The organism is Delftia tsuruhatensis, from assembly GCF_903815225.1.
Lineage (GTDB): Bacteria > Pseudomonadota > Gammaproteobacteria > Burkholderiales > Burkholderiaceae_C > Comamonas > Comamonas tsuruhatensis_A.
This window is the reverse complement of the sequence record NZ_LR813084.1, coordinates 403,582-426,243: the sequence shown is the minus strand read 5'-3', so window position 1 is coordinate 426,243 and position 22,662 is coordinate 403,582. Positions and strand designations below refer to the sequence as shown.

The 22,662-nt window shown below is 68.4% G+C and carries 20 protein-coding genes; 14 read left to right on the top strand and 6 right to left on the bottom strand.

The window, feature by feature from the left end:
* Nucleotides 1–100 precede the first annotated feature (100 nt).
* The 5 genes from L1Z78_RS01920 (at nucleotide 101) to L1Z78_RS01900 (ending at nucleotide 4,775) form a co-directional block, all read left to right on the top strand.
* Nucleotides 101–1,102: a zinc-dependent alcohol dehydrogenase family protein gene (locus tag L1Z78_RS01920; RefSeq protein WP_234642071.1), complete on the top strand. Its 1,002-nt coding sequence runs from the start codon at nucleotides 101–103 to the stop codon at nucleotides 1,100–1,102.
* 299 nt (nucleotides 1,103–1,401) lie between these two features.
* The gene (locus tag L1Z78_RS01915) at nucleotides 1,402–2,160 is read left to right on the top strand and encodes a sulfite exporter TauE/SafE family protein (RefSeq protein ID WP_234639899.1); all 759 of its coding nucleotides are present in this window, start codon (nucleotides 1,402–1,404) and stop codon (nucleotides 2,158–2,160) included.
* Between the two features lie 241 nt (nucleotides 2,161–2,401).
* Nucleotides 2,402–3,172, top strand: coding sequence for an ABC transporter substrate-binding protein (locus L1Z78_RS01910; RefSeq protein ID WP_234639898.1), 771 nt, complete (start codon nucleotides 2,402–2,404; stop codon nucleotides 3,170–3,172).
* Between the two features lie 65 nt (nucleotides 3,173–3,237).
* The gene (locus tag L1Z78_RS01905) at nucleotides 3,238–4,020 is read left to right on the top strand and encodes an amino acid ABC transporter permease (protein WP_234639897.1); all 783 of its coding nucleotides are present in this window, start codon (nucleotides 3,238–3,240) and stop codon (nucleotides 4,018–4,020) included.
* Nucleotides 4,017–4,775, top strand: coding sequence for an amino acid ABC transporter ATP-binding protein (locus L1Z78_RS01900; protein WP_234639896.1), 759 nt, complete (start codon nucleotides 4,017–4,019; stop codon nucleotides 4,773–4,775). Before L1Z78_RS01905 ends, L1Z78_RS01900 begins: the two co-directional genes overlap by 4 nt.
* Nucleotides 4,776–4,832: 57 nt before the next feature.
* On the opposite strand, the gene mrdA is transcribed toward L1Z78_RS01900, so the two are convergent.
* The 4 genes from mrdA to L1Z78_RS01880 form a co-directional block, all read right to left on the bottom strand.
* The gene (gene mrdA, locus L1Z78_RS01895) at nucleotides 4,833–6,881 is read right to left on the bottom strand and encodes a penicillin-binding protein 2 (protein ID WP_234639895.1); all 2,049 of its coding nucleotides are present in this window, start codon (nucleotides 6,879–6,881) and stop codon (nucleotides 4,833–4,835) included.
* A 201-nt stretch (nucleotides 6,882–7,082) separates the two neighbouring features.
* Nucleotides 7,083–7,601, bottom strand: a complete 519-nt coding sequence (gene mreD, locus L1Z78_RS01890; protein WP_234639894.1) for a rod shape-determining protein MreD — start codon at nucleotides 7,599–7,601, stop codon at nucleotides 7,083–7,085.
* Entirely contained in the window at nucleotides 7,598–8,611 is a 1,014-nt protein-coding gene (gene mreC, locus L1Z78_RS01885) for a rod shape-determining protein MreC (protein ID WP_234639893.1), read from the bottom strand. Before mreC ends, mreD begins: the two co-directional genes overlap by 4 nt.
* Before the next feature lie 184 nt (nucleotides 8,612–8,795).
* A complete protein-coding gene (locus L1Z78_RS01880) occupies nucleotides 8,796–9,839 on the bottom strand; it encodes a rod shape-determining protein (RefSeq protein WP_234639892.1) in 1,044 nt (347 codons plus the stop codon).
* Nucleotides 9,840–10,050: 211 nt separating this feature from the next.
* Here L1Z78_RS01880 and gatC point away from each other — a divergent pair, with 211 nt between their 5' ends.
* The 5 genes from gatC to L1Z78_RS01855 all read left to right on the top strand — a co-directional run bounded on the left by gatC (nucleotide 10,051) and on the right by L1Z78_RS01855 (nucleotide 16,024).
* Entirely contained in the window at nucleotides 10,051–10,350 is a 300-nt protein-coding gene (gene gatC / locus L1Z78_RS01875) for an Asp-tRNA(Asn)/Glu-tRNA(Gln) amidotransferase subunit GatC (protein ID WP_234639891.1), read from the top strand.
* A 63-nt stretch (nucleotides 10,351–10,413) separates the two neighbouring features.
* Nucleotides 10,414–11,910, top strand: coding sequence for an Asp-tRNA(Asn)/Glu-tRNA(Gln) amidotransferase subunit GatA (gene gatA, locus L1Z78_RS01870; protein WP_234639890.1), 1,497 nt, complete (start codon nucleotides 10,414–10,416; stop codon nucleotides 11,908–11,910).
* Between the two features lie 6 nt (nucleotides 11,911–11,916).
* A complete protein-coding gene (gatB, locus tag L1Z78_RS01865; RefSeq protein ID WP_234639889.1) occupies nucleotides 11,917–13,362 on the top strand; it encodes an Asp-tRNA(Asn)/Glu-tRNA(Gln) amidotransferase subunit GatB in 1,446 nt (481 codons plus the stop codon).
* 140 nt (nucleotides 13,363–13,502) lie between these two features.
* Nucleotides 13,503–14,726 carry a serine hydrolase domain-containing protein gene (locus L1Z78_RS01860; RefSeq protein WP_234639888.1) on the top strand — a complete coding sequence of 408 codons (1,224 nt, stop codon included), beginning with the start codon at nucleotides 13,503–13,505 and terminating at the stop codon, nucleotides 14,724–14,726.
* A 161-nt stretch (nucleotides 14,727–14,887) separates the two neighbouring features.
* Nucleotides 14,888–16,024: an HPP family protein gene (locus L1Z78_RS01855; RefSeq protein ID WP_234639887.1), complete on the top strand. Its 1,137-nt coding sequence runs from the start codon at nucleotides 14,888–14,890 to the stop codon at nucleotides 16,022–16,024.
* A 32-nt stretch (nucleotides 16,025–16,056) separates the two neighbouring features.
* Here L1Z78_RS01855 and serA read toward each other — a convergent pair whose 3' ends face one another.
* Nucleotides 16,057–17,286 (bottom strand): phosphoglycerate dehydrogenase, encoded by a 1,230-nt coding sequence (gene serA / locus L1Z78_RS01850; protein WP_234639886.1) that lies wholly within the window; start codon nucleotides 17,284–17,286, stop codon nucleotides 16,057–16,059.
* Nucleotides 17,287–17,642: 356 nt separating this feature from the next.
* Between serA and L1Z78_RS01845 the strand changes: the two genes are divergently transcribed.
* From L1Z78_RS01845 to L1Z78_RS01830, 4 genes are all read left to right on the top strand, one after another.
* On the top strand, nucleotides 17,643–18,593 hold the full coding sequence (locus L1Z78_RS01845) for a hypothetical protein (RefSeq protein ID WP_234639885.1): 951 nt from the start codon (nucleotides 17,643–17,645) through the stop codon (nucleotides 18,591–18,593).
* Between the two features lie 49 nt (nucleotides 18,594–18,642).
* The gene (locus L1Z78_RS01840) at nucleotides 18,643–19,206 is read left to right on the top strand and encodes a nitroreductase family protein (RefSeq protein WP_234639884.1); all 564 of its coding nucleotides are present in this window, start codon (nucleotides 18,643–18,645) and stop codon (nucleotides 19,204–19,206) included.
* Between the two features lie 108 nt (nucleotides 19,207–19,314).
* Nucleotides 19,315–19,551 (top strand): hypothetical protein, encoded by a 237-nt coding sequence (locus L1Z78_RS01835; protein WP_234639883.1) that lies wholly within the window; start codon nucleotides 19,315–19,317, stop codon nucleotides 19,549–19,551.
* A gap of 68 nt (nucleotides 19,552–19,619) precedes the next feature.
* Nucleotides 19,620–19,973: a hypothetical protein gene (locus tag L1Z78_RS01830; RefSeq protein WP_234639882.1), complete on the top strand. Its 354-nt coding sequence runs from the start codon at nucleotides 19,620–19,622 to the stop codon at nucleotides 19,971–19,973.
* A gap of 21 nt (nucleotides 19,974–19,994) precedes the next feature.
* Here L1Z78_RS01830 and L1Z78_RS01825 read toward each other — a convergent pair whose 3' ends face one another.
* Complete coding sequence (locus tag L1Z78_RS01825) at nucleotides 19,995–22,601, bottom strand: membrane-bound PQQ-dependent dehydrogenase, glucose/quinate/shikimate family (RefSeq protein WP_234639881.1); 2,607 nt, start codon at nucleotides 22,599–22,601, stop codon at nucleotides 19,995–19,997.
* Nucleotides 22,602–22,662 lie beyond the last annotated feature (61 nt).

Below are 22,662 nucleotides of genomic sequence, written 5' to 3'. Positions count from 1 at the left end.
GAATAAATTGAATCAATGCAATTATCAAGGAATCAATAGACTGAAGGCCGGCTTTCGACCCTCTTCCCTGAAAGGACTGTCTTCCATGTCGTCTTCCTCCATGCAACGCTGGCAACTGCCCGCCTTCGGCCGCGAACACCTGCAGTTGGTGCAGGCACCGATCCCCGAGCCCGGCCCGGGTCAGGTGCTGGTGCGCGTGCATGCCGCATCGCTCAACTACCGCGACCTGCTGATCCTGCGCGATGGCATGGGCATGGCGCCCGCCCTGCCCCTGGTGCCAGGCTCGGACATGGCCGGCGAAGTGGTCGCCACCGGCGCGGGCACCACCGAATTCGCGGCCGGCGACGCCGTGATCAGCACCTTCTTCACGGGTTGGCAGGACGGCATGCAGCCACGCTCCAGCCTGCCGCTGGGCTTCCCGGGCCCGGGCATGCTGTCGCAATACGTGGTGCTCGGCGAAGACAGCCTGGTGGCCGCGCCCCGCAAGCTGGACTTCGCACAGGCCAGCACCCTGACCTGCGCCGGGGCCACGGCCTGGTTCGCGCTGGCCGAGACCGCGCACACGCGGCCCGGCGATACCGTCGTCGTTCTAGGCACGGGGGGCGTGGCACTGTTCGCCATGCAGATCGCCCGTGCCCAGGGCGCACGCGTGATCGTGGTCTCGGGCAGCGACGACAAGCTGGCGCGCGCGGCCCGGCTGGGTGCGGCCCACGGCATCCATCGCCAGCGCACGCCCGACTGGGCGGCCGAGGTGCGCGCCATCACGGATGGGCGCGGCGCCGACCATGTGCTGGAGCTGGCCGGGGGCGACAGCTTCGGTCGCTCGCTGTCGGCCCTGGCCCAGGGCGGGCGCGTGTCGTTGATCGGCAACCTGCAGGGCGACGAGCTGCGTGGCTCGGTCTATCCGCTGCTGCTGGGGCGTGCCACGGTGCAGGGCATAGGCGTGGCCCACCGCCGTGCGCTGCAGGACCTGGTGCGCGCCGTGGACTGGCTCGGGCTGGCGCCCGTGATCGACAGCGAGTACGCGCTCGCCGACCTGCCGCGCGCACTGGACCATCTGGAGCGTGGCGCCTTCGGCAAGCTGGTGGTGCGCATGTCCTGATCCGTCGGACAGGCGACGCTCAACGGGCCGGCCCCTTGCTGGTGCAATCCCGCGCTTTGATGGCAACCGCGGGAAATCCCCGATGCACCACCCAGGTGCGGACAGTACAGTGCACCCACTCTCGCGGTACCACAGTGCTGCACAAGAGGGGCCGAGGAGACAACTCGTACACAACCAGATCAACATTCATAAATAGCATCCCAAGATGCATTTCCCGAAGCGCCGGCCAGTCCGGCGCTTTTTTTTATGCCTTGGCATGGCCGGCGGCAGGGCGTCTGCGGTGCGACAATCGCGGCCCTATGGAATGGATCATCGTCTCGCTGGCCTCGATGCTGGCCGGCTTCGTGGACGCCATCGTCGGCGGCGGAGGCCTCATCCTGCTGCCCGCGCTGTTCGCCACCTTCCCCTCGGCTCCCCCCGCCACGCTGCTGGGCACCAACAAAAGCGCCTCGGTCTGGGGCACGGCCATGTCCACCTGGCAGTACGGCCGCAAGGTGCAACTGCCCTGGCGCGCCATGATGCCGGCGGCCTGCGTGGGCATGGCAGGTTCGTTCCTCGGCGCCTGGGCGGTCACGCAGATCTCCCCGGACTTCCTTCGGCAACTGCTGCCGCTGGTGCTGCTGGGCGTGCTGGCCTATACGCTGGCGCGCAAGGACATGGGCCGCACCCATGCGCCGCGCTATTCAGGCCGGGCGGAAACCCTGATCGCCTGCGCCATCGGCCTGGCCATAGGTTTCTACGACGGATTCTTCGGCCCCGGCACGGGCAGCTTCTTCGTGTTCCTGTTCGTGCGCCTGATGGGCTACGACTTCCTGAACGCCTCTGCTTCGGCCAAGCTGCTGAACCTGGCCACCAACCTCGCCGCGCTGGCGCTGTTCGCGCTCAAGGGCCACATCTGGTGGCACCTGGCCCTGCCCATGGCGGTAGCCAACATCCTGGGCGCGATGCTGGGCACGCACATGGCCCTGCGCCATGGCACGGGCTTCGTGCGCGGCATCTTCATCTGCGTGGTGAGCCTGCTGATCCTCAAGACCGGCTACGACGCCTTCCTCGCCTGAACACGCGGGCCCTTCTGCGCAAGCAACCCCTGCCATCGGCGTTGGCGACGGCAAGCTTCTATAATTGCGGACTTTTCGCCTTGAGCTGCGGCGGCAAGTGCATGTTGCACCCCTGCCAGCGGCTACACCCGACCAGCCGCGCGGCCGGCTCCGCCGTCCATGGCCGTGCACCGATCCGTGCCTCGGCATCTCCAATGCTGCGGCGCCAGGGTCAGGTCTTGAGCGACAGCCCAGGAGTTCCATGAAACGCTTTACCGTCATCGCCGCCGCTGCGCTGGCCCTGTGGACCGCCGTTGGCGTTCAGGCCCGCCCCTTCGACGCCATCCAGAAGGAGGGCACGCTGCGCCTGGCCACCGAAGGCTACTACGCGCCGTTCGCCCATTTCGAGGGCAAGCAGCTGACCGGCTTCGAGGTCGAGCTGGCCCAGATGCTGGCGGGCAAGATGGGCGTGAAGTACGAGTGGAAGACCATCAGCTTCGATGCCCTGCTCACCGGCCTGCAGCAGGACCGCTGGGACCTGGTGATTTCCTCGCACGGCATCACGCCCGAGCGTGAGAAGGCCGTGACCTTCACCATGCCCCACTATTGCTCTGGCGGCATCGTGATATCGCTGGACCCGGCCATCCGCTCCGCCAGGGACCTGGCTGGCAAGACGGTGTCGGCCCAGACCGGCACCACCTATCTGGCGTACGTCGAGAAGAACGTGCCCGGTGTCAAGCGCCTGGTGAACTTTCCTACCAACGAGGCCGCACGCAACGCACTGCTGTCCAAGCGCGTGGATGCCTGGGTGACAGAACGCTTCATCGCCAAGGAACTGCAGCAAAAGAACCCCAACGCCCAGCTCAAGCAGGGCGAGCTGCTGTTCATCGAGCGCATCGCCGCCGCCGTGGCCAAGGACAACAAATCGCTGGCCGACGCCTGGAACAAGGCCTTCAAGGAGGCGCTGGCAGATGGCAGCTACGCCAAGCTGTCGCAGAAGTACTTCCACGAAGACATCCGCTGCCCTGACTGAGGCCCCGGGCATCTCTGCCCGACCGGCGCCCACTTGCAGGGCGCCTTTCTGTTTCTAGCCCGCCTATGCTTACCGTCCTCTGGCCCGCCCACTGGAGCCGCTCGCAGCGCAGCAACGCCACCCTGGTCACGGCCCTGCTGCTGATGGTGCTCGTGGTCTCGCTGCTGGGGCAGCTGCTGTCCCTGCTGCCCGAGCCCATAGGCTCCAATGCCGATACCTTCGCCGAGGGTGCGCGCACCACGCTGTACCTGACGCTGGCCAGCGGCGCCGCCGGCCTGGTGCTGGGCGTGGCCGCCGCGCTGGCGCGCACCTCCCGCATGGCCGCGCTGCGCTGGGCCGCGGGCTTCTACGTCTGGGCGATCCGCGGAACGCCGCTGCTGGTACAGATCCTGTTCATCTATTTCGCGCTGCCGGTGCTGATCCCGGGCCTGAATCTGCCCGACTTCGCAGCCGCCTGCATCGCACTGGCGCTGAACGTGGGCGCCTACAACGCCGAGGCCGTGCGCGCCGGCCTGCAGGCCGTGCCGCGCGGCCAGGCCGAGGCCGCCCGTGCCCTGGGCCTGCCCAGGAGCCGCGTCTTCCTGGACGTGGTCTTTCCCCAGGCCTTCAAGATCTCGCTGCCCCCGCTGGTCAGCAACTTCGTGGCCCTGCTCAAGGACTCCTCGCTGGCCTATGCCATCGGCGTGGTGGAGCTGACCAATGTGGGCAACCGCATCCAGTCGGCCACCTTCCAGCCCGTGGAGACCCTGGTCACCGTGGGCGTGACCTATCTGGTGCTGACCACGCTCGTGACCCAGGTCACGGCCGCCGTGGAGTACCGCTTCGACGTGGAGGGCCGCCACAAATGAGCGCCGACAAGCTGGCACGGGGCATGCCCTACATCGTGGCCGACAAGGTCACCAAGTCCTTCGGCAGCCACCAGGTGCTCAAGGGCGTCTCCACGCAGTTCTGCACGGGCGAGGTGACGGTGATCATCGGTGCCTCGGGCTCGGGCAAGTCCACGCTGCTGCGCGCCATCAACCGCCTGGAGCCCCATGACGGTGGGCGCATCACCATCGATGGCGTCGAGGTCACCGACCACGAGGCCACGCTGCAAAAGCAGCGCTGCGAGGTCGGCATGGTGTTCCAGCAGTTCAACCTGTTCGGCCACATGACGGTGCTGGACAACGTGACCCTGGCGCCGCGCCGCATCCACAGGACACCGCGCGCCCAGGCCAATGCCAAGGCCATGGCCCTGCTGGAGCGCGTGGGCATGCAGGCGCATGCCCACAAGTACCCATGGCAACTGTCGGGCGGCCAGCAGCAGCGCGTGGCCATCGCCCGCGCCCTGGCCATGGAGCCCCAGGTGATGCTGTTCGACGAGCCCACCAGCGCACTGGACCCCGAGATGGTCCAGGAAGTGCTGGACGTGATGCGCGAGCTGGCGCGCGCAGGCATGACCATGATCGTGGTCACCCACGAAATGGGCTTTGCCCGCGAGGTCGCCGACCGCGTGATGTTCTTCGACCAGGGCTGCATCGCCCACGAGGCCCCTCCCGCCGAGTTCTTCGGCAAGCCGGCCAGCGAGCGCATTGCGGCGTTCATCGGGCGCATGGGGCATTGAAGCGGCCACCTGGACCGGTGGATCAAAAAAGAGCTGGCAATGCCAGCTCTTTTTCATTCAATCCTCCAGTTCGGCCGCCGAAGGTGGCGGCAGTGCCGCGGGCCGGCCTGCGGGCGCGGGAGGTGCGGCCTCGGGAGGTTCGTAGCGCGGCAGGCCGGGAAGGTTCACGGTCTCGGCGTCCAGCGTGATCTCGGAGACACGTCGCGGTGCGCCTATGGGTACGCCGGCCTGGCCCTTGCGCATGGCGGCCATGTCCTCCAGGCTGGGGTAGCGGCCCAGCAGCCAGTAGTCGAACACGCGGCGCGCCAGCGGCGCGGCGGCGGCGGCGCCGAAGCCCGCATTCTCCACGATGACGGCGACGGCGATGGTCGGGTTGTCGGCGGGCGCATAGGCGATGTACAGCGAGTGGTCGCGCTGGAACTCGGACAGGCGCGCCGCGTTGTATTTCTCGTTCTGGCGCACACCCACGGCCTGGGCCGTGCCGGTCTTGCCGGTGGAGGTGTAGGGCGCGTTGCCGAAAATGCCGCGCGAGGTACCCTCCACCGTCACGGCGGCCACGGCGGCCCGCACGGCTTCCACGTTCTCGGGCTTGTAGCCCATGCTGGTGCCCGGATCCTTGTTGATGGCCGAGTACTGCTGGGTGACGGCATCGACGCGGCCCACGGCCAGGTGGGGCCGGTGCTTGACGCCCTTGGCCGCCAGCGTGGACATGGCGTTGGCCAGCTGCAGGATGGTGAAGTTGTTGTAGCCCTGGCCGATGCCCAGCGAGATGGTCTCACCCGCATACCACTTCTTCTGTTCGGGTCGCTTGTAGGTGTTGCGCTTCCACTCGGTGCTGGGCAGCACGCCGCGCGCCTCGCCGCGCACGTCGATGCCGGTGAGCTGGCCGAAGCCCAGCGGCTTCATGTAGTCGTGGATCATGTCCACGCCCATGTCGTTGGCCAGCATGTAGTAGTACACGTTGGACGACTTGATGATGGAGCGGCGCAGGTTGGTCGGCCCGTTGGGGTGGCCGGAACGGAAGGTGTGGCCGCCGAAGGTCCAGCTGCCGTTGTCCATGATGGTGGTCTCGGGCCGGCGCTTGCCCGACTCCAGCGCGGCAATCGCCATGAAGGGCTTGTAGGTGGAGCCCGGTGGGTAGGTGCCGCGCAGCGCGCGGTTGAGCAGCGGCCGGTTGATCGACTCGTTGAGCGCGGCCCAGCTTTCCTGGTCGATGCCATCGACGAAGAGATTCAGGTCGAAGGTCGGGCGGCTGACCATGGCCAGCACCTCTCCGCTGCGCGGATCGATGGCCACCAGGGCGCCGCGGCGGTCGCCGTACAGCTCCTCCACCATGCGCTGCAGCTTGATGTCCAGCGACAGCACCAGGCTGTCGCCCGGCGTGGCGGGGCGGCTGCCGAGCTTGCGCACCGCATGGCCGCCGGCCGAGGTCTCCATCTCCTCCCAGCCTGTCTGGCCGTGCAGGTCGGTCTCGTAGCTCTGCTCCACGCCCAGCTTGCCGATGACGTCGGTGCCGCGGTAGTTGGCGGCGTCGTCGGAGTCTTCCAGCGCCTCCTTCTCGCGCTGGTTGATGCGGCCGATATAGCCGATCACATGGCTGGCCGTCTCCTGCATGGGGTAGGTGCGGAACAGCCGCGCCTTGATGTCCACGCCCGGAAAGCGGTAGCGCTGGGCAGCGAAGCGCGCCACCTCGTCGTCGGTCAGCCGCGTGCGAATGGGCAGGGAATCGAAGCTGCGAGAGTCGTCCACCAGGCGCTTGAACTTGCGCCGGTCGCGCGGCGTGATCTCGACGATCTCGGCCAGACCGTCGATGGTCTCCTCGAGATTGCCTGCGCGCGATGGCATGATCTCCAGCGTGTAGGCCGAATAGTTGGTGGCCAGCACCACGCCGTTGCGGTCCAGGATCTGGCCCCGGTTGGGCACGATGGGCACCACGGCCGTGCGATTGCTCTCGGCGCGCTCGGCCAGTTCCTCGTGGCGCTGCACCTGCAACACCAGCAGCCGCGCCACCACCAGCCCGAAAGCCAGCAGCACCACCACGCTCATCACCCATGCGCGCAGCCGAAAGCGCTGCAGCTCGGCTTCCGTATTGCGTATTTCCATCATGCCCCGGCCCCCATGCCTTCGGGCAATCCAGCAGTCCGCGGCGCCGGACGCAGGCCCCGGCCTCCGCCAACGGGCGCGGCCACAAACACGGGACAGCAAGCAAGGGCCGCCCCGCAGCGGGGCTGTCGCTGGCTGCCCATGCGCCCCTCCCCGCGTAGCGCGAGGGGGGGAGGCGCGAAGCGACGCAGGGGAGCCTTCATATCACAAGGGACGATTTTCGTCGCTGTCCGGGGGACGCCGCTGCGGCGCCAGCAGCAGGCCGCTGACCAGGGGCCACAGCAAGGCCTCGATCAGGGGCGCCACCAACACCGGCACACCGGGCAGCAGGCCGCCCGCCACCATCCGCAGCAGCACCTGCAAACCGTGCACCAGGGCGAACAGCGGCAGCAGGTGCAGGGCCTGCACGGGCGTGGAGAACCAGGACAGGCGCCGGCTCATCGCGCCAGCGGCGAACACCAGCAGCGCATAGGCCAGCGCATGCTGGCCCAGCAGGGAGGACCGGTCCACATCCATGCACAGGCCCAGCAAGAAGGCCACGCCCATGCCCACCCGCTGGGGCTGGTTCAATGCCCAGAAGGCCAGCAGCACCATCAGCAGATCGGGTTGCCAGGCCTGGCGGCCCAGCGGCAGCATGTTGAGTGCCAGTGCCGCCAGCAGGCTGACGACGATGAACAGGGGGTTGACCGGCAGCAACAGCTGCTGGCCGCGCGGCATGATCATGCGGGCTCCTTCTTCGGTGCGGAGGTGGCGGGCGCGGAGCCCTTGCCGCCCTTGCCGCCGTCCTTGGACGCCTCCTTGCCCTTGCCGTCCTTGCCTTTGCCCTTGCCCGCGCGGATCGGCTCGGCGGCGCCTTCGGCCTCGGGATGGGTGGCACGGTCCAGCGGCTTGAGCACCATGACATGGCGTACGCCTTGCACGCGGCCCACGGGCTCGCAGTAGATGCGCGAGAAGGCCGAGTCGGCGCGGCGCTCCACCGAGACCACCTTGGCCACAGGCAGACCCGGCGGGTACAGGCCATCGACGCCGCTGGTGGTCAGCAAGTCGCCCTCCTGCACATCGGCGTTGCTGGGCATGAAGCGCAGCTCGATACCGCCCGTGCGCAGCGGAGACGGGTCACCGTAGGCCACGCTGCGCGCGCCCGTGCGCGGGTTGAAGACGGGGATGGCCTGGTCACGGTCGATGAGCAAGGTGACCTCGGCACGCAGCGGATACACGCGCGTGACCTGGCCGACCACGCCTTTCTCGTCGAGCACGGGCGAGCCCTGGGCGATGCCGTCCACCTGGCCGCGGTCGATGACCACGCGGCGGGTGTAGACATCGGGGCTGTCATAGATCACCTCGGCCGCCGTGCCGGGCGTGGTCAGGCGCTCGCGCAGCTGCAGCAGCTCGCGCAGGTGGTCGTTTTCCTGGATCAGTTCGTCGGCCAGCGAGGCGCGCTGCGCCATGGCCACCAGCTCCTTGCGGGCCGACTGCTCGCGGGCCTGCGCCTCGTCGAGCGAGCCGAGATAGCGGCTGGCGTCATGCACGGCCTCCACGGGCTTGAGCATCACCCATTGCACGGGGTACAGCACGGTGGCGACGGCCACGCGCACAGGGTCGGTGATCTTGAAGCGGGCGTCGGCCACCATGAGGAACAGCGCCAGCGCGCCATAGATGGCCAGCTGCGAGACCCGGGAGGGTCGCCGCTTGAACAGCGATGGCGCCGAGTGGTCCAGGGTGTTGGGATTCATGCGGCCCTCGCGTCCGGCAGACCCCGCCCTGCCGAACCTTCTGCGGCCTGGAAAGCACGGGCCGGGCCCGGTGCGGAGGAAGGCAGGGCAAGCATGCAGGTCACCACGGAAGGGAGAAGAAAAACGTTGCAGTCAGGCGGCGGCTGCCCCGGGCCCGCGACAACGGGCCCCGGCCGGCGCCGTATCAGTCGCTGGTGAAGATGCTGCCCTGGCGGTCCATGGTCTCCAGCGCCATGCCGCAGCCGCGCACCACGCAGGTCAGCGGCTCTTCGGCCACCAGCACCGGCAGGCCGGTTTCCTCGGCCAGCAGACGGTCCAGGTCGCGCAGCAGCGCACCGCCGCCGGTCAGCATCATGCCGCGCTCGGCGATGTCGGCGCCCAACTCGGGCGGGGTCTGCTCCAGCGCGTTCTTGACGGCGCTGACGATCTGGTTGAGCGGGTCGGTCAGTGCTTCCAGCACCTCGTTGGACGAGATGGTGAAGCTGCGCGGCACGCCTTCGGAGAGATTGCGGCCCTTGACCTCCATCTCCTTGACCTCGGAGCCCGGGAAGGCCGATCCGATGTTCTTCTTGATGGCCTCGGCCGTGGGCTCGCCGATCAGCATGCCGTAGTTGCGGCGGATGTAGCTGATGATGGCCTCGTCGAACTTGTCGCCGCCCACGCGCACGGAGCCCTTGTAGACCATGCCGCCCAGCGAGATCACACCGACTTCGGTCGTGCCGCCGCCGATGTCCACCACCATGGAGCCCGAGGCTTCCGACACGGGCAGGCCCGCGCCGATGCCGGCGGCCATGGGCTCCTCGATCAGGTAGACCGAGGTGGCGCCCGCAGCCTCGGCCGCGTCCTTGATGGCGCGGCGCTCGACCTGGGTGGAGCCGCAGGGCACGCAGATGATGATGCGCGGACTGGGGGTGAGCACCGAGCGTGGGTGCACCATCTTGATGAACTGCTTGATCATCTGCTCGGTGATGACGAAGTCGGCGATCACACCGTCCTTCATCGGGCGGATGGCCTCGATGTTGCCGGGCACCTTGCCCAGCATGGCCTTGGCCTCGCCGCCCACGGCCTGGATCACCTTCTTTCCGTGCGGGCCGCCTTCGTGGCGGATGGCGACGACGGAGGGCTCGTCGAGGACAATGCCCTTGTCGCGGGCGAAGATCAGGGTGTTGGCTGTGCCAAGATCGATGGCAAGGTCGGTGGAGAAATACCGACGGAAAGCTCCGAACATTACGAGAGTCCTCTCAGGCACGGCATGCTCGTCGGCCTGCCATCGCCGGGATGAAAGTTAGGGAGTCTGGATGGGTTGGCTTTTCGCACAATGACCGGCTCGACGAGGGTCTTGCGGCAAAGCCGAGATAATACCGTATCCCCTGTGAATAACTTCTACTGCCGGGGCTGGAAATACGGGTTTACATCCCGTTGCCCCCTTCAAAATTCCTATGGCACTGAACGCACAAGACATCACACGCATCGCGAACCTCGCACGACTTGAACTCTCCCCCGCAGAGAGTGAGCGCATGCTGACGCAACTCAACGGCTTTTTCGGCATCGTCGAGAAGATGCAGGCTGTGGATACTTCGGGCGTCAGCCCACTGTCACATCCGGTCGCCGCCATCCAGGACATTGCCCTGCGTCTGCGCGAGGACATTGCCAGCGAACCCGACCAGCGCGAGGCCAACCAGCGCAGCGCCCCCGCCGTCGAGCGAGGCCTGTTCCTGGTCCCCAAGGTGATCGAGTAAGCGCCGGGCACCACGCGCCCAGCCTCGCCCCTGGCATCCGTCCCCGTTTTCCGCATTCCATACATGACCCAGCAAACCACTGATCTGCACACGCTCGGCGTGTCGGCCCTGTCGGCCCTGCTGCGCGAGCGCAAGCTCGGCGCCGTCGAAGCCGCCCAGCATTTCCTGGCCCGTGCCAAGGCCCACCAGAACCTCGGTGCCTTCGTGGCCATCGATGAAGAGGCCACCCTGGCCCAGGCCCGCGCAGCCGACGTGCTGATAGCCCAGGGCAAGGGCGCCCGCCTGGCCGGCGTGCCCATCGCCCACAAGGACATCTTCGTCACGCGCGACTTCCCGACCACGGCCGCCAGCAGGATGCTGGCCGGCTACCGCTCCCCCTTCGACGCCACCGTGGTCACGCGCCTGGCCGAGGCCGGCGCCGTGACGCTGGGCAAGCTCAACTGCGACGAATTCGCCATGGGCTCGGCCAACGAGAACTCGGCCATCGCGCCCGTGGGCTTCGATGCTCCCGCGCCCGTGCGCAACCCCTGGAACCTGGAGCGCGTGCCCGGCGGCTCCTCGGGTGGCTCGGCCGTGGCCGTGGCCGCCGGCCTGGCGCCGGCCGTGACCGGCACCGACACGGGTGGCTCCATCCGCCAGCCCGCCTCGTTCTGCGGTATCACCGGCATCAAGCCCACCTACGGTCGCGCCAGCCGCTACGGCATGATCGCCTTCGCGTCCAGCCTGGACCAGGCCGGTCCCATGGGCAAGAGCGCCGAGGACTGCGCCCTGCTGCTGTCCGAGATGTGCGGCCCCGACCTGGACCGCGACTCCACCAGCCTGGACATGCCGGCCGAGGATTTCACGGCAGGCCTGGCTGGCAGCATCGAAGGGCTGCGCATCGGCATCCCCGCCGAATTCTTCGGCGAAGGCCTGTCGGCCGACGTGCGCGCGGCCGTGGATGCGGCGCTCAAGGAGTACGAGAAGCTGGGCGCCCGCCTGGTGCCGATCTCGCTGCCCCGTACCGAACTGTCGATTCCCGTCTACTACATCCTGGCCCCAGCCGAGGCGTCCTCCAACCTGTCGCGCTTCGACGGCGTGAAGTTCGGCCACCGCGCCAAGGACTACACGGACCTGGTGGACATGTACAAGAAGACGCGCGCCGAAGGCTTCGGCGACGAGGTCAAGCGCCGCATCATGATCGGCGCCTATGTGCTGTCCGAGGGCTACTACGACGCCTATTACCTGCAGGCGCAGAAGATCCGCCGCATGATCGCCGACGACTTCCAGGCGGCCTTTGCGCAGTGCGACGTGATCGCCGGCCCCGCCGCGCCCACCGTGGCCTGGCAGCTCGGCGGCAAGAGCGATCCGCTGGCCAACTACCTGGCCGACATCTTCACGCTGCCCGCATCGCTGGCCGGCCTGCCCGGCATGAGCGTGCCGGCCGGCTTTGGCGAGGGCGGCATGCCCGTGGGCCTGCAGCTGATCGGCAACTACTTCAAGGAAGGCCAGCTGCTCAACGCCGCCCACCGCTTCCAGCAGGCCACCGACTTCCACCTTCAAGCTCCGAAGGGCATCTGAACCTCCATGACCGCGAAACTCATCCAGGGCTATGAAGTCGTCATCGGCTTCGAGACCCACGCCCAGCTGGCCACCCAGTCCAAGATCTTCAGCCGCGCCAGCACCGCCTTCGGCGCCGAGCCCAACACCCAGGCCTGCGCCGTGGACATGGCGCTGCCCGGCACACTGCCGGTGATGAACAAGAAGGCCGTCGAGTGCGCCATCAAGCTCGGACTTGCGCTGGGCTCGCACATCGCGCCGCGCAGCATCTTCGCGCGCAAGAACTACTTCTACCCCGACCTGCCCAAGGGCTACCAGATCTCGCAGTTCGAGATTCCCGTGGTCCAGGGTGGCGAAGTGTCCTTCTTCCTCGGCGACGAGAAAAAGACCATCCGCCTGGTGCGCGCCCACTTGGAGGAGGACGCCGGCAAGTCGCTGCACGAGGACTTCATCGGCCAGTCGGGCATCGACCTGAACCGTGCCGGCACGCCGCTGCTGGAGATCGTGACCGAGCCCGACATCCGCAGCACCGAGGAAGCCGTGGCCTACGCCAAGACGCTGCACCAGATCGTCACCTGGATCGGCATCTGCGACGGCAACATGCAGGAAGGCAGTTTCCGCTGCGACGCCAACGTCTCCGTGCGCAAGCCCGGCCAGCCGCTGGGCACACGCCGCGAGATCAAGAACCTCAACAGCTTCAAGAACATGCAGCTGGCCATCGACTACGAGATCCGCTGGCAGATCGAGGAGATCGAGGACGGCCGCCGCATCCAGCAGGCCACCGTGCTGTTCGACCCGGACACGGGCGAGACGCGCTCCATGCGCACCAAGGAAGACGCGGCCGACTACCGCTACTTCCCCGACCCGGACCTGCCGCCGCTGGTGGTGGCGCCCGAGTGGGTGGAGCAGGTCAAGGCTGCCATGCCCGAGCTGCCGCGCGCCATGGCCGCGCGCTTCGTGGCACAGTACGGCCTGCCCGAATACGACGCCACCACGCTGACGCAAAGCCAGGCCATGGCCGCCTACTTCGAGGACACGGCCAAGGCCTGCAATGCCCCCAAGCTGGCCAGCAACTGGGTGATGGGCGAGATCTCGCGCCGCCTGAACACCGAGGAAATCGGCATGGAGGCCGCCAAGGTCACCAGCGGCCAGCTGGCCGCGCTGATCGCCCGCATCCAGGACGGCACCATCTCCAACAACGCCGCCCGGCAGGTCTTCGAGGCGCTGTGGACGGGCGAAGGCCAGCATGTGGACGCCATCATCGAGGCCAAGGGCCTCAAGCAGATGAACGACATGGGCGCGCTGGAGAAGATCATCGACGAGGTGATCGCCGCCAACCCCGCCAATGTCGAGCAGTACAAGGCCGGCAAGGACAAGGCCTTCAATGCCCTGGTCGGCCAGGTCATGAAGGCCTCCAAGGGCAAGGCCAACCCGGCCCAGGTCAACGAGCTGATGAAGGCCAGGCTGGCCTGACGGCCTCGCGGCCGCCCGCCAGGCCCGTCCAGGCCGTGGCGGGCTTTTTTTTCGTCCGCGCTCCGGGCGCTGTCCCGGACTGAACAGCGTCCGCCGCGCCCTGTCTCCAGAATCGGCAGCTTCCCACCCCAGGAGACACCATGCCGACCACTACCGATCGCCTGCACATCCCCGGCCTGCCCTGGGCCGACTCCCCTGAATCCGTGGGCCTGGGCAGCGCGCGCCTGGCGCGCCTGTCGGCACGGCTGCGGCGCGGCGTGGACGCAGGCGAGATCCCCGGCGCCGTGGCCCTGGTGGCACGGCGCGGGCAACTGGCCTATCTGGAAAGCTTCGGCCAGCTCGACCCCGAGGCCGGCACGGCCATGCGGCCCGATGCCATCTTCCGCATCGCGTCGATGACCAAGCCCATCACCTCGCTGGCCATCATGATGCTGGCCGAACAGGGCCGGCTGTCCATCATCGAGCCCGTGGACAAATACCTGCCCGAGCTGTCCGCCCTGCGCGTGGGCCTGGAGCGCGCGCCGCTGGCACGGCCCATCACCCTGCAGGACCTGTTGCGCCACACCTCGGGCATTCCGTACGGCTTCGCGGGCACCGAGCACCCGGTCAAGAAGCTGTACCTGGAGGCAGGCCTGTTCGGCGGCAGGCTCACCAATGCCGAATTCATCACCCGGCTGGCGCAGCTGCCGCTGGTGGCCCAGCCCGGCGAGACCTGGGAGTACGGCATGTCCACCGATGTGCTGGGCCGCGTGATCGAGGTGGTCAGCGGCCAGACGCTGTCGGCTTTCGTGCGGGAGCACATCACGGGGCCCCTGGGCATGGCGGATACCGGCTTTCACGCGCCCGACAGCGAGATCGCACGCGCTGCGCGCCCCCAGCCAGAGGGCCCTCAGCGGCAGATGCCGCCGATCCCGCCGGTGACACGCGCCATGGCCTTCGAGTCGGGCGGCGGCGGCATGGTCTCGACCGTAGCCGACTACGCGCGACTGTGCCTGTTCTGGCGCAATGGCGGTGTGCTGGACGGCGTGCGCCTGGTCTCGCGCAAGACCGTGGAGCTTATGACCTCCAACCACCTGCCCGCCAGCGTGCGCATGGGACCGGACATGACCTACTTCGGCGCCCAGTTGCCCGCGCCCGAGGTGGGACAGGGCTTCGGCCTGGGCTTTGCGGTGCGCACGCAGCCAGGCCTCAATCCCCTGCCCGGCAGCGTGGGCGATTTCTCGTGGAGCGGCATCTACGGCACCTTCTTCTGGATCGATCCGCAGGAGGACCTGTTCGCCATCCTCATGATGCAGTCCATGGCCCAGCGCATTCCCTACCGCTGGGTGATGCGCGAGGGCGTCTACCAGTCCGTGGTGGACTGAATCTTCCAGGCTTGCACCAAGGCAGTGCAAAGCCCATGCTGCCAGCAAGAGCGGCGTCCCTTCCTAAAATGGCGCGCTTTTGCAGCCCTCCCCCGGGGCTGCGCAGGCAAAGACAAAAAGACAACAAGGCAATGGGCTGGAACAGAAAAGCATGGGGGCCGGTGGTACCACGCCCCGCGCCTGCGGACATGTGGCGCGTGGCCATGGGCTCCATCGTGGGCATGGGAATGGCCACGGCCCTGGTCTGGCTGGCGCATGCGGGCACCTGGGATCTTCCCCTGCGCCTGTTCGCGCCGCTGGGCGCCACGGCCGTGCTGCTGTTCGCTGTGCCCACCAGCCCGCTGGCCCAGCCCTGGTCCTGCGTGGTGGGCAATACGGTGTCGGCGCTCTGGGCCCTGTTCGTGCTGCAGTGGTGCCCGCCCCAGCTGGCCCCTGCGCTGGCCGTGGGTGGCGCCATAGGCTGCATGCTGCTGACGCGCTCGCTGCATCCGCCAGGTGGCGCCATGGCCCTGCTGACGGTGCTCAACGCCAAGGCCTCGCTGGCCGCCGGCTGGATGCTGCCCTTCCTGCCCGTGGGCGCGCTGACACTGGCCCTGGTGCTGGCGGCCGTGGCCTTCCACCGCGCCACGGGCCGGCGCTATCCCCACCATGCGGACACCGCGCCCAAGGCCGCCCCCAACGACACGGCGCGCCGCCATGCCTCGCGCCTGGGCCTGTCCCACGCCGACCTGGAGGCGCTGCTGCTGCGCTTCGGCCAGGAAAACAACCTGGAAGCCGACGACCTGGCCGACCTGCTGGCCGCCGCCGAGGACACCGCCATCGAACAGCGTCTGGGCGGCGTGCGCTGTGCCCAGCTGATGACGCACGACCCCGTGACCTGTTCGCTGGACGAGGACGTGCGGGCAGTCGCGGCACGCTTTCGCACGCATCCGGCCAAGAGCCTGCCCGTCATCGATGCCGAGGGCCGCCTGGCCGGCACGGTCTCGCGCTCCGAGCTGTTCGAGTGGCTATGGCTGAGCCCTCTGCGCCCGGTGGAACCTGCAGCGAAACCCTCCCTGTTGAACTGGCTGGGACAGCGCCTGCCGGGCAGGACGCGGGCCGCGCCCCGCCTGTCCGAGCTGCCACAACTGGTCCATGCGCCTGAACTCAGCGTGGACGAGGAAACGCCCGTGGGCCAGCTGCTGGACGCGCTGGCCCGGCACAGCGTGCCATCCGTCCCCGTGCTGCGCGAAGGCCGGCTGACGGGCGTGATCACGCGCACGGACCTGATGCGCTTGCTGCTGCAGCCGGGGCGATAACGCTGCCCGGCAATGCGCCGGTCGCATGGCAATCAGAACAGCACGCGGCAGCGGATGGTGCCGGGAACCTGGGTCAATTTCTCGACTGCCAGGCTGGACGACTGCGCCGCCAGGTCGATCACGACGTAGCCCACCTTCTCGTCGGTGCGCAGGTACTGGCCGGCGATGTTGATGCCGTTCTCGGCGAACACCTGGTTGATGGCCGACAGCACGCCGGGCTGGTTGTGGTGCACGTGCAGGATGCGGTTCTGGCCCGGGTGGGCGGGCAGCGCCACCTCGGGGAAGTTCACGGCCGAGGTGGTCGTGCCGTTGTCGCTGTACTTGACCAGCTTCTCGGCCACTTCCAGGCCGATGTTGGCCTGGGCTTCCATGGTCGATCCGCCCACGTGCGGCGTGAGGATGACGTTGTCCAGGCCGCGCAGGGGCGAGGCGAACTCTTCCTTGTTGCTGCGTGGCTCGGTGGGGAACACGTCGATGGCCGCGCCCAGCAGCTTGCCCGAACGGATGGCCTCGGCCAGCGGGTCGATCTCCACCACGGTGCCGCGCGAGGCGTTGATCAGGATGGCGCCGGGCTTCATGGCGGCGATTTGCGCCGCACCGATCATCCACTGGGTGGACGGCAGCTCGGGCACGTGCAGGGTCACGATGTCGGCGGTGGCCAGCAGCTCGTTCAGCGAGGCCGCCTGGCGCGCATTGCCCAGGGGCAGCTTGGTGGCCACGTCATGGAACAGCACCTGCATGCCCACGGACTCGGCCATTACCGACAGCTGGGTGCCGATGGAGCCATAGCCCACGATGCCCAGCGTCTTGCCACGGATCTCGTACGAGTTCTCGGCGCTCTTGAGCCAGCCGCCACGGTGGGCCGAGGCGTTCTTGGCGGGGATGCCGCGCAGCAGCAGGATGGCTTCGGCCAGCACCAGTTCGGCCACCGAGCGGGTGTTGGAGTAGGGCGCGTTGAAGACCACCACGCCGCGCTCGCGCGCCGCGTCCAGGTCCACCTGGTTCGTGCCGATGCAAAAGCAGCCCACGGCCACCAGCTTCTGGGCGGCGGCGAACACGTCGGCCGTCAGCTGCGTGCGCGAGCGGATGCCGACGAAGTGCACGTCGGCGATCTTGCGCTTGAGCTCCTCGCCTTCCAGCGCGCCGGTCAGCGCTTCCACATTCGTATAGCCGGCGTTGCGCAGCACTTCGAGCGCGGAGGGATGGATGCCTTCCAGCAGCAGAAACTTGATCTTCGATTTATCCAGCGACGTTTTTGTCATGGGCAAGCCCTCTCGGTCAGTCAAATCAAAACGATCATTACAGCGGATTCGGGAAGCCGCTACAGCGGGTAGGCCCAAAGCCTGGCGGCCCGCAAGCGGGGGAACCATGCCCTCCGTGGCCATGGACGCACCGCCATCCGACGGGAGCTCCTTGCAAGCCAAAGGGCATGAAAGGAGCGCATGCACACTTCATGAATGGCACGAAATGTAAAACATTGAGAAACGGCGCGCCCACGCATCCCGACCTTCCTAGAATTCGCGCGTCTCGGCTCAGCGCTTTCAAATCCATAGCAACAGGACAGCCCCGCAGGCGGTCCGGGCGCGGGCCTTGTTTTACGAACCAACCGAGGATTCCGATGATTACAAACATGCTGCGCAGGATCGAGGACCTGCTGGTGCAGGTGGTGCGCGTGGTGCTGCTGGTGTTCTCCCTGCTCGTGCTGGTGGGCATGGCGCTGTGGATCTGGGACAGCTTCCGGCCCGCAAAGGCCGAGGCGCCCCAGGCCGTGGCCCAGGAATTGAACTGGAAGGACGCCAGGCCCGACCTGCAGTTCGTCGTGGACGAAACCAGCCGCGACCTGGGCGCGGGCAGCGGCGAACCCGCCATGGAAAAGCGCCTGGCCGATCCGGCGCTGCGCCCCGCCTTCCAGAAGGCCGACGCCCTGGTGCGTGCCTTCGTGAACAAGGATCCTGCGCGGCGCGAACGCACCGAGCGCGACAACCAGGCCCGGGGCCTGGCGCCGCTGCACCCGCTGCTGCAGGGTGATGCCCTGCCCTCCGAGGCCGATGTGCAGCGCCGCATCCAGGAGCGCGAGCAGCGCGAAGGCGGCGCCGGGGCCGTGGACGCGGCGGCCGATGCGGCAGCCTCCACCGACGAGGAAGCGGGCTGGATGATCGATCCGGTGGATACCGCCGCCGCCATCCACGAGCGTGCCCAGGCCGCCGAACTGGAGCACGGCAAGGGCACCTACGCGGCCTACGTGCAAGGCCTGCCCGCCGCGCTGGAGCAGGTCTTCGGCAATGCCGCGCTGGAGCCGCGGCTGCAGGCGCAGACCGCCCAGCAGATCCTGTCCACGGTGCTGCTGAACTACACGCTGTCCCTGGACAATGCGGCGCGCGCGCTGCGCGGCGAGGACAGACACGGCAGCAGTTCCTGGAAGGAGCGCTTCGGCGCCGTGGAGACCGCCTTCTGGAGCATGCTGATGTCCTTCCTCGTGCTGGTGGTGATGGTGCTGGTCTTCATCCGCATGGAGCGCCACCTGCGCGTGATCAGCCAGCAGCACGGACAGGCACCGCGCCAGCCCTGAGGCCTTGCGCTATCGTTGCCGCTTTCCTTCCCGGACTCCGCCTATCCGCATGACACGCAATACCACCACCCCCATCCATCCCCAGTTCCTGGGTCGCATGTCGCCCCGCGCCTTCCGGCCCGAGGCACTGAGCCAGGCCCAGATCGCGCAATTGGCCGATGCCGCGCGCTGGGCACCTTCGGCCAGCAACAAGCAGCCCTGGCACTTCGCCTATGCGCTGCGCGGCGATGCGAACTGGCAGGCATTCGGCACCATCCCCAATGAGTTCAACCGCCGCTGGTGCCTGGAAGCCGGCGCGCTGATCGTGCTGCTGTCCGACCGCCAGGCCTCGCCCGGAAAGCACAGCTTCGACGCCGGTTGCGCCTGGGGCTATCTGGCGCTGGAGGCCCACGCCATGGGCCTGGCCACGCATGCCATGGGCGGCTTCTCGGCCGAAGCCGCGCGCGAGGTGCTGCGCCTGCCCGAGCACCTGGAGCCCGAAGTGGTGATCGCCGTGGGCTGGCGGGGCGATGCCGCCAGCCTGCCCGACGACCTGCGCGAGCGCGAGGTGCCCACGCCGCGCAAGCCCCTGGCCGAGGTGCTCAGCGCCGGGCCGGTCTGCCTGGGCGGCTGAGGACTACGCCACCTTGCGGGGATGCCCCGGGTGGCCTGTGCGGCCCCCGGGGCTACACTGGGGCATCGGCCTGCGGCGCAGCAGGCCGCCATGCCTACAGGAGTTGCCATGAACCCGTCCTCCAGCCCCAACCTCGACAAGCTGCGCAACATCGTCCAGAAGTTCGGCGCGAGTTCCTTCACCACGGACCAGGTGGCCAGCGAATACGAGGACGCTCCGGCCACGCCCGAATCCACCGAGCAATTCGATGCCCTGCTGCAGCGCCATGCGGCCGTGCTGGGCATCCACGCCGTTGCCGGCAGCGGCGGCCCGGGCCACGGCGCCAAGGTCTGGCAGCAGGCCTGAGCAGCGCGGTCCGGCACACCGCTACACTGGCCGGGGCCGGCGTCCCACAGGCGCCCGGCCTTCCCGCAATGCCCACACTTTCTCCCGATACCTGTCTGGTGCTCTCCGTGGCGGCCAGCGTCCTGCTTGTGCTCGCCGCCGTGGCCTGGGTCTGGCATGGCGCACGCCGCCTGCCCCCCGATTCGCGCGATGGCCGCAGCGCCCGGCGCATGGCCGTGCTGTTCACCGTCGGCGCCCTCGCCTGGCTGGCCCATGGCCTGTACACCGGCTATGCCGCTCTTTGGCAGGCCGATGCCCTGATGCTGTTCGCCCAGCAGGGCGCCCTGCTGCGCCTGCCGCTGCTGATCGGCGGTCTGGCCTGGGCGGCATCGCTGCTGATCACGCGCGTGCTGCGCATGCTGGGCCGCACAGCTTCGGCCTGATCCCGCCCCCGCGTCGGACGTTCAGGGCGCCGTCACCTCCTTGGGCAGGACATAGGCGCGCACGCTGTCGCCGGCCTTGGTACCCGTCGATCCATGGCCGCCCGCCACGACCAGCAGGTACTGGCGCTGGTCCGTGCCCAGGTAGGTCATGGGCGTGGCCTGCCCGCCCGCGGGAAGGCGGTCCTGCCAGAGCTGGCGGCCGCTGTCCACGTCATAGGCACGCACATAGTTGTCCAGCGCGCCCGAATAAAAAGCCACGCCGCCAGCCGTCATCAGCGGGCCGCCGATGCCGGGCACGCCCATGCGAAATCCCAGCGGCAGGGGGCTCAGGTCACGCGGCGTGCCGTTGCGCCGCTGCCAGGCGATCCGGCCCGTGCGCAGGTCGGCCCCCGCGACAAAACCCCAGGGCGGTGCCTGGCAGGGAATGCCCAGCGGCGAGACGAAGGGCTTGAGCCGCACGGCAAAGGGTGCACCGAAGTTTTCGTTGAGTGCAGGCAACCCATCCTTGGGCGGGCCGCCATCCTGCACGCGCAGCGAATGGTCATCGGAACGGGGCACCAGCGTGGAGACGAAGGCCAGCCGTGTGGGCGTGGCAAACACCACCTGGCGACGCGGGTCCACGGCCACGCCGCCCCAGTTGAAGACACCGAAGTTGCCCGGGTAGATCAGGGAGCCCTGCTCGGACGGCGGCGTGAAGCGCCCTTCGTAGCGCAGCCGGCGGAAGGCCAGGCGGCACCACAGCTGCTCGAAGGGTGTCGCGCCCCACATGTCGCGCTCGGTCAAGGCCGGGGGGTTGAAGCTCAGCAGGGAATGCGGCTGCGTGGTCGCCGTGCGGTCGCCCCGCGCCGCGCCCTGAGGCGCCGCCACCTCGGAGACGGGCAGCAGCGGCTGGCCCGTGCGCCGGTCCAGCACGAACAGCTCACCCTGTTTGGTGGGCTGCACCAGGGCCGGCACGCTCTGCCCGCCGATCTCCAGGTCGATGAGGCTGGGCTGGGCCGGTACGTCGTAGTCCCAGAGATCGTGGTGCACCGTCTGGAAGACCCAGCGCACGGCGCCCGTCGCGACGTCCAGGGCCACCACCGAGGAGGAAAACTGCTCGGCCTCGGCGCTGCGCCGGCCGCCCCACTGGTCGGGCGGCGCATTGCCCATGGGCACGTAGACCAGGCCCAGGGCCTCGTCCACGCTGGAGACGGACCAGCTGTTGGGCGAACTGGGCACATAGGTCTGGCCTTCAGGCAGGGGCGTGCTGCTGTCCGGGCGACCCGGATCCCAGGCCCACAGCAGGCGGCCCGAGCGGATGTCGAATGCGCGGATCACGCCGGAGGGCTCGCGCGTGGAATGGTTGTCCAGCACCGTGCCGCCGACGATGATCCGGTCGCGGGCCACCACCACGGGCGAGGTCGAATAGTATGCGCCCGGCTTGCGCTGCGGCATGCCCTGCCAAAGGTCGATGTAGCCCAGGCCGCCTGCCACATTGCCGCAGGTCTTGCCATCCGCCGGGTCCAGCGCGACCACCTTGCCATCGGCCGTGGCCATGAAGAGCTTGGCCGAGCAGCGCGATGCATCGTCGGAAGGCCGCGCCTCGGGCTGCTGCGATGTCGCCATGTCCGGGCCGCCGCCCTTCTTGACTGGCACGCCCCTTGCCGGCGGCACCGCCGAGAACGCCTGTCCGGCGGCCGCATCGAACTGTGCGGCAGCCTGCGCGCTCTGGTAGGACAGTCCCCGGCAGGTCAGATGCTGCAGCGCCAGGCCCTTGGGCATGGGCAAGTCGCGCCTCCACAGAAGCTTGCCCGTGGTCGCCTCCAGCGCGATCACCGACTGGTGGGGCGTGCACAGGAACAGGCGTTCTCCGATCTTCAGCGGCGTGACCTCGAAGGTGGTTTCCTCCGGGTCACCGGGCTTGCCACGCACGTCCCCCGTACGGAACTCCCAGGCCAGTTGCAGCAGCCGCGCATTGTGCGTGCCGATCTGGCGCAGTGGCGAGTAGCGCTGGCCGGCGCCGGTACGGCCATAGGCATGCCATTCGCCGTCAGGCACGGCGTCCGCCGCCTCGCCCCGGAGTACAGGCGGGCTGCGCAAGGCGCCGGATTCAGCGGCCACCATGGACATGTTCTGCACGGCCGTGACCTGCCCGTCTGCCGGAAGGTCCGAGGACGCCGCTGCGGGCCCGGCAAAGCGGCCATCGGTTTCGTGGGCATCGCGCTGGCGCGCGAAAGACAGGCCCGCCAGCACGGCGGTGCCCAGAACCACCATGGCCAGCGCCGCATGGGCAGGCGCCAGGCCCCGGTTCTGGCCCATGTCCGGTTCATGGCGCAGCGCACGCACCGACCAGGGCAGCACCAGCAGCAATCCGATCAGCCAGGGCCATCCCAGGCGGGCAGCCAGCGGCCACCAGTCCATCCCCGTCTCCCAGACGGCCCACAGCGCCGTTCCCAGCAGGCACAGGGCAAACAGCCACAGCGCCAGCGCCGATCGGCGCGCCATGCCCAGGCCCGTGACCAGAATCAGCAGCCCTGCGATCAGGTAATAGCTGCTGCCGCCAGCCAGCAGCAGCTGTGCGCCGCCCCAGGCCAGCCAAGCTCCCGCGCCCCACAGCAGCAGTGCCATCAACCAACGCCACGCCGTCATGCATGCTCCCTTGATGCCAGCCTGCGGACTCGATGCGCACAGCCTAGCCTCGCATGCGCGC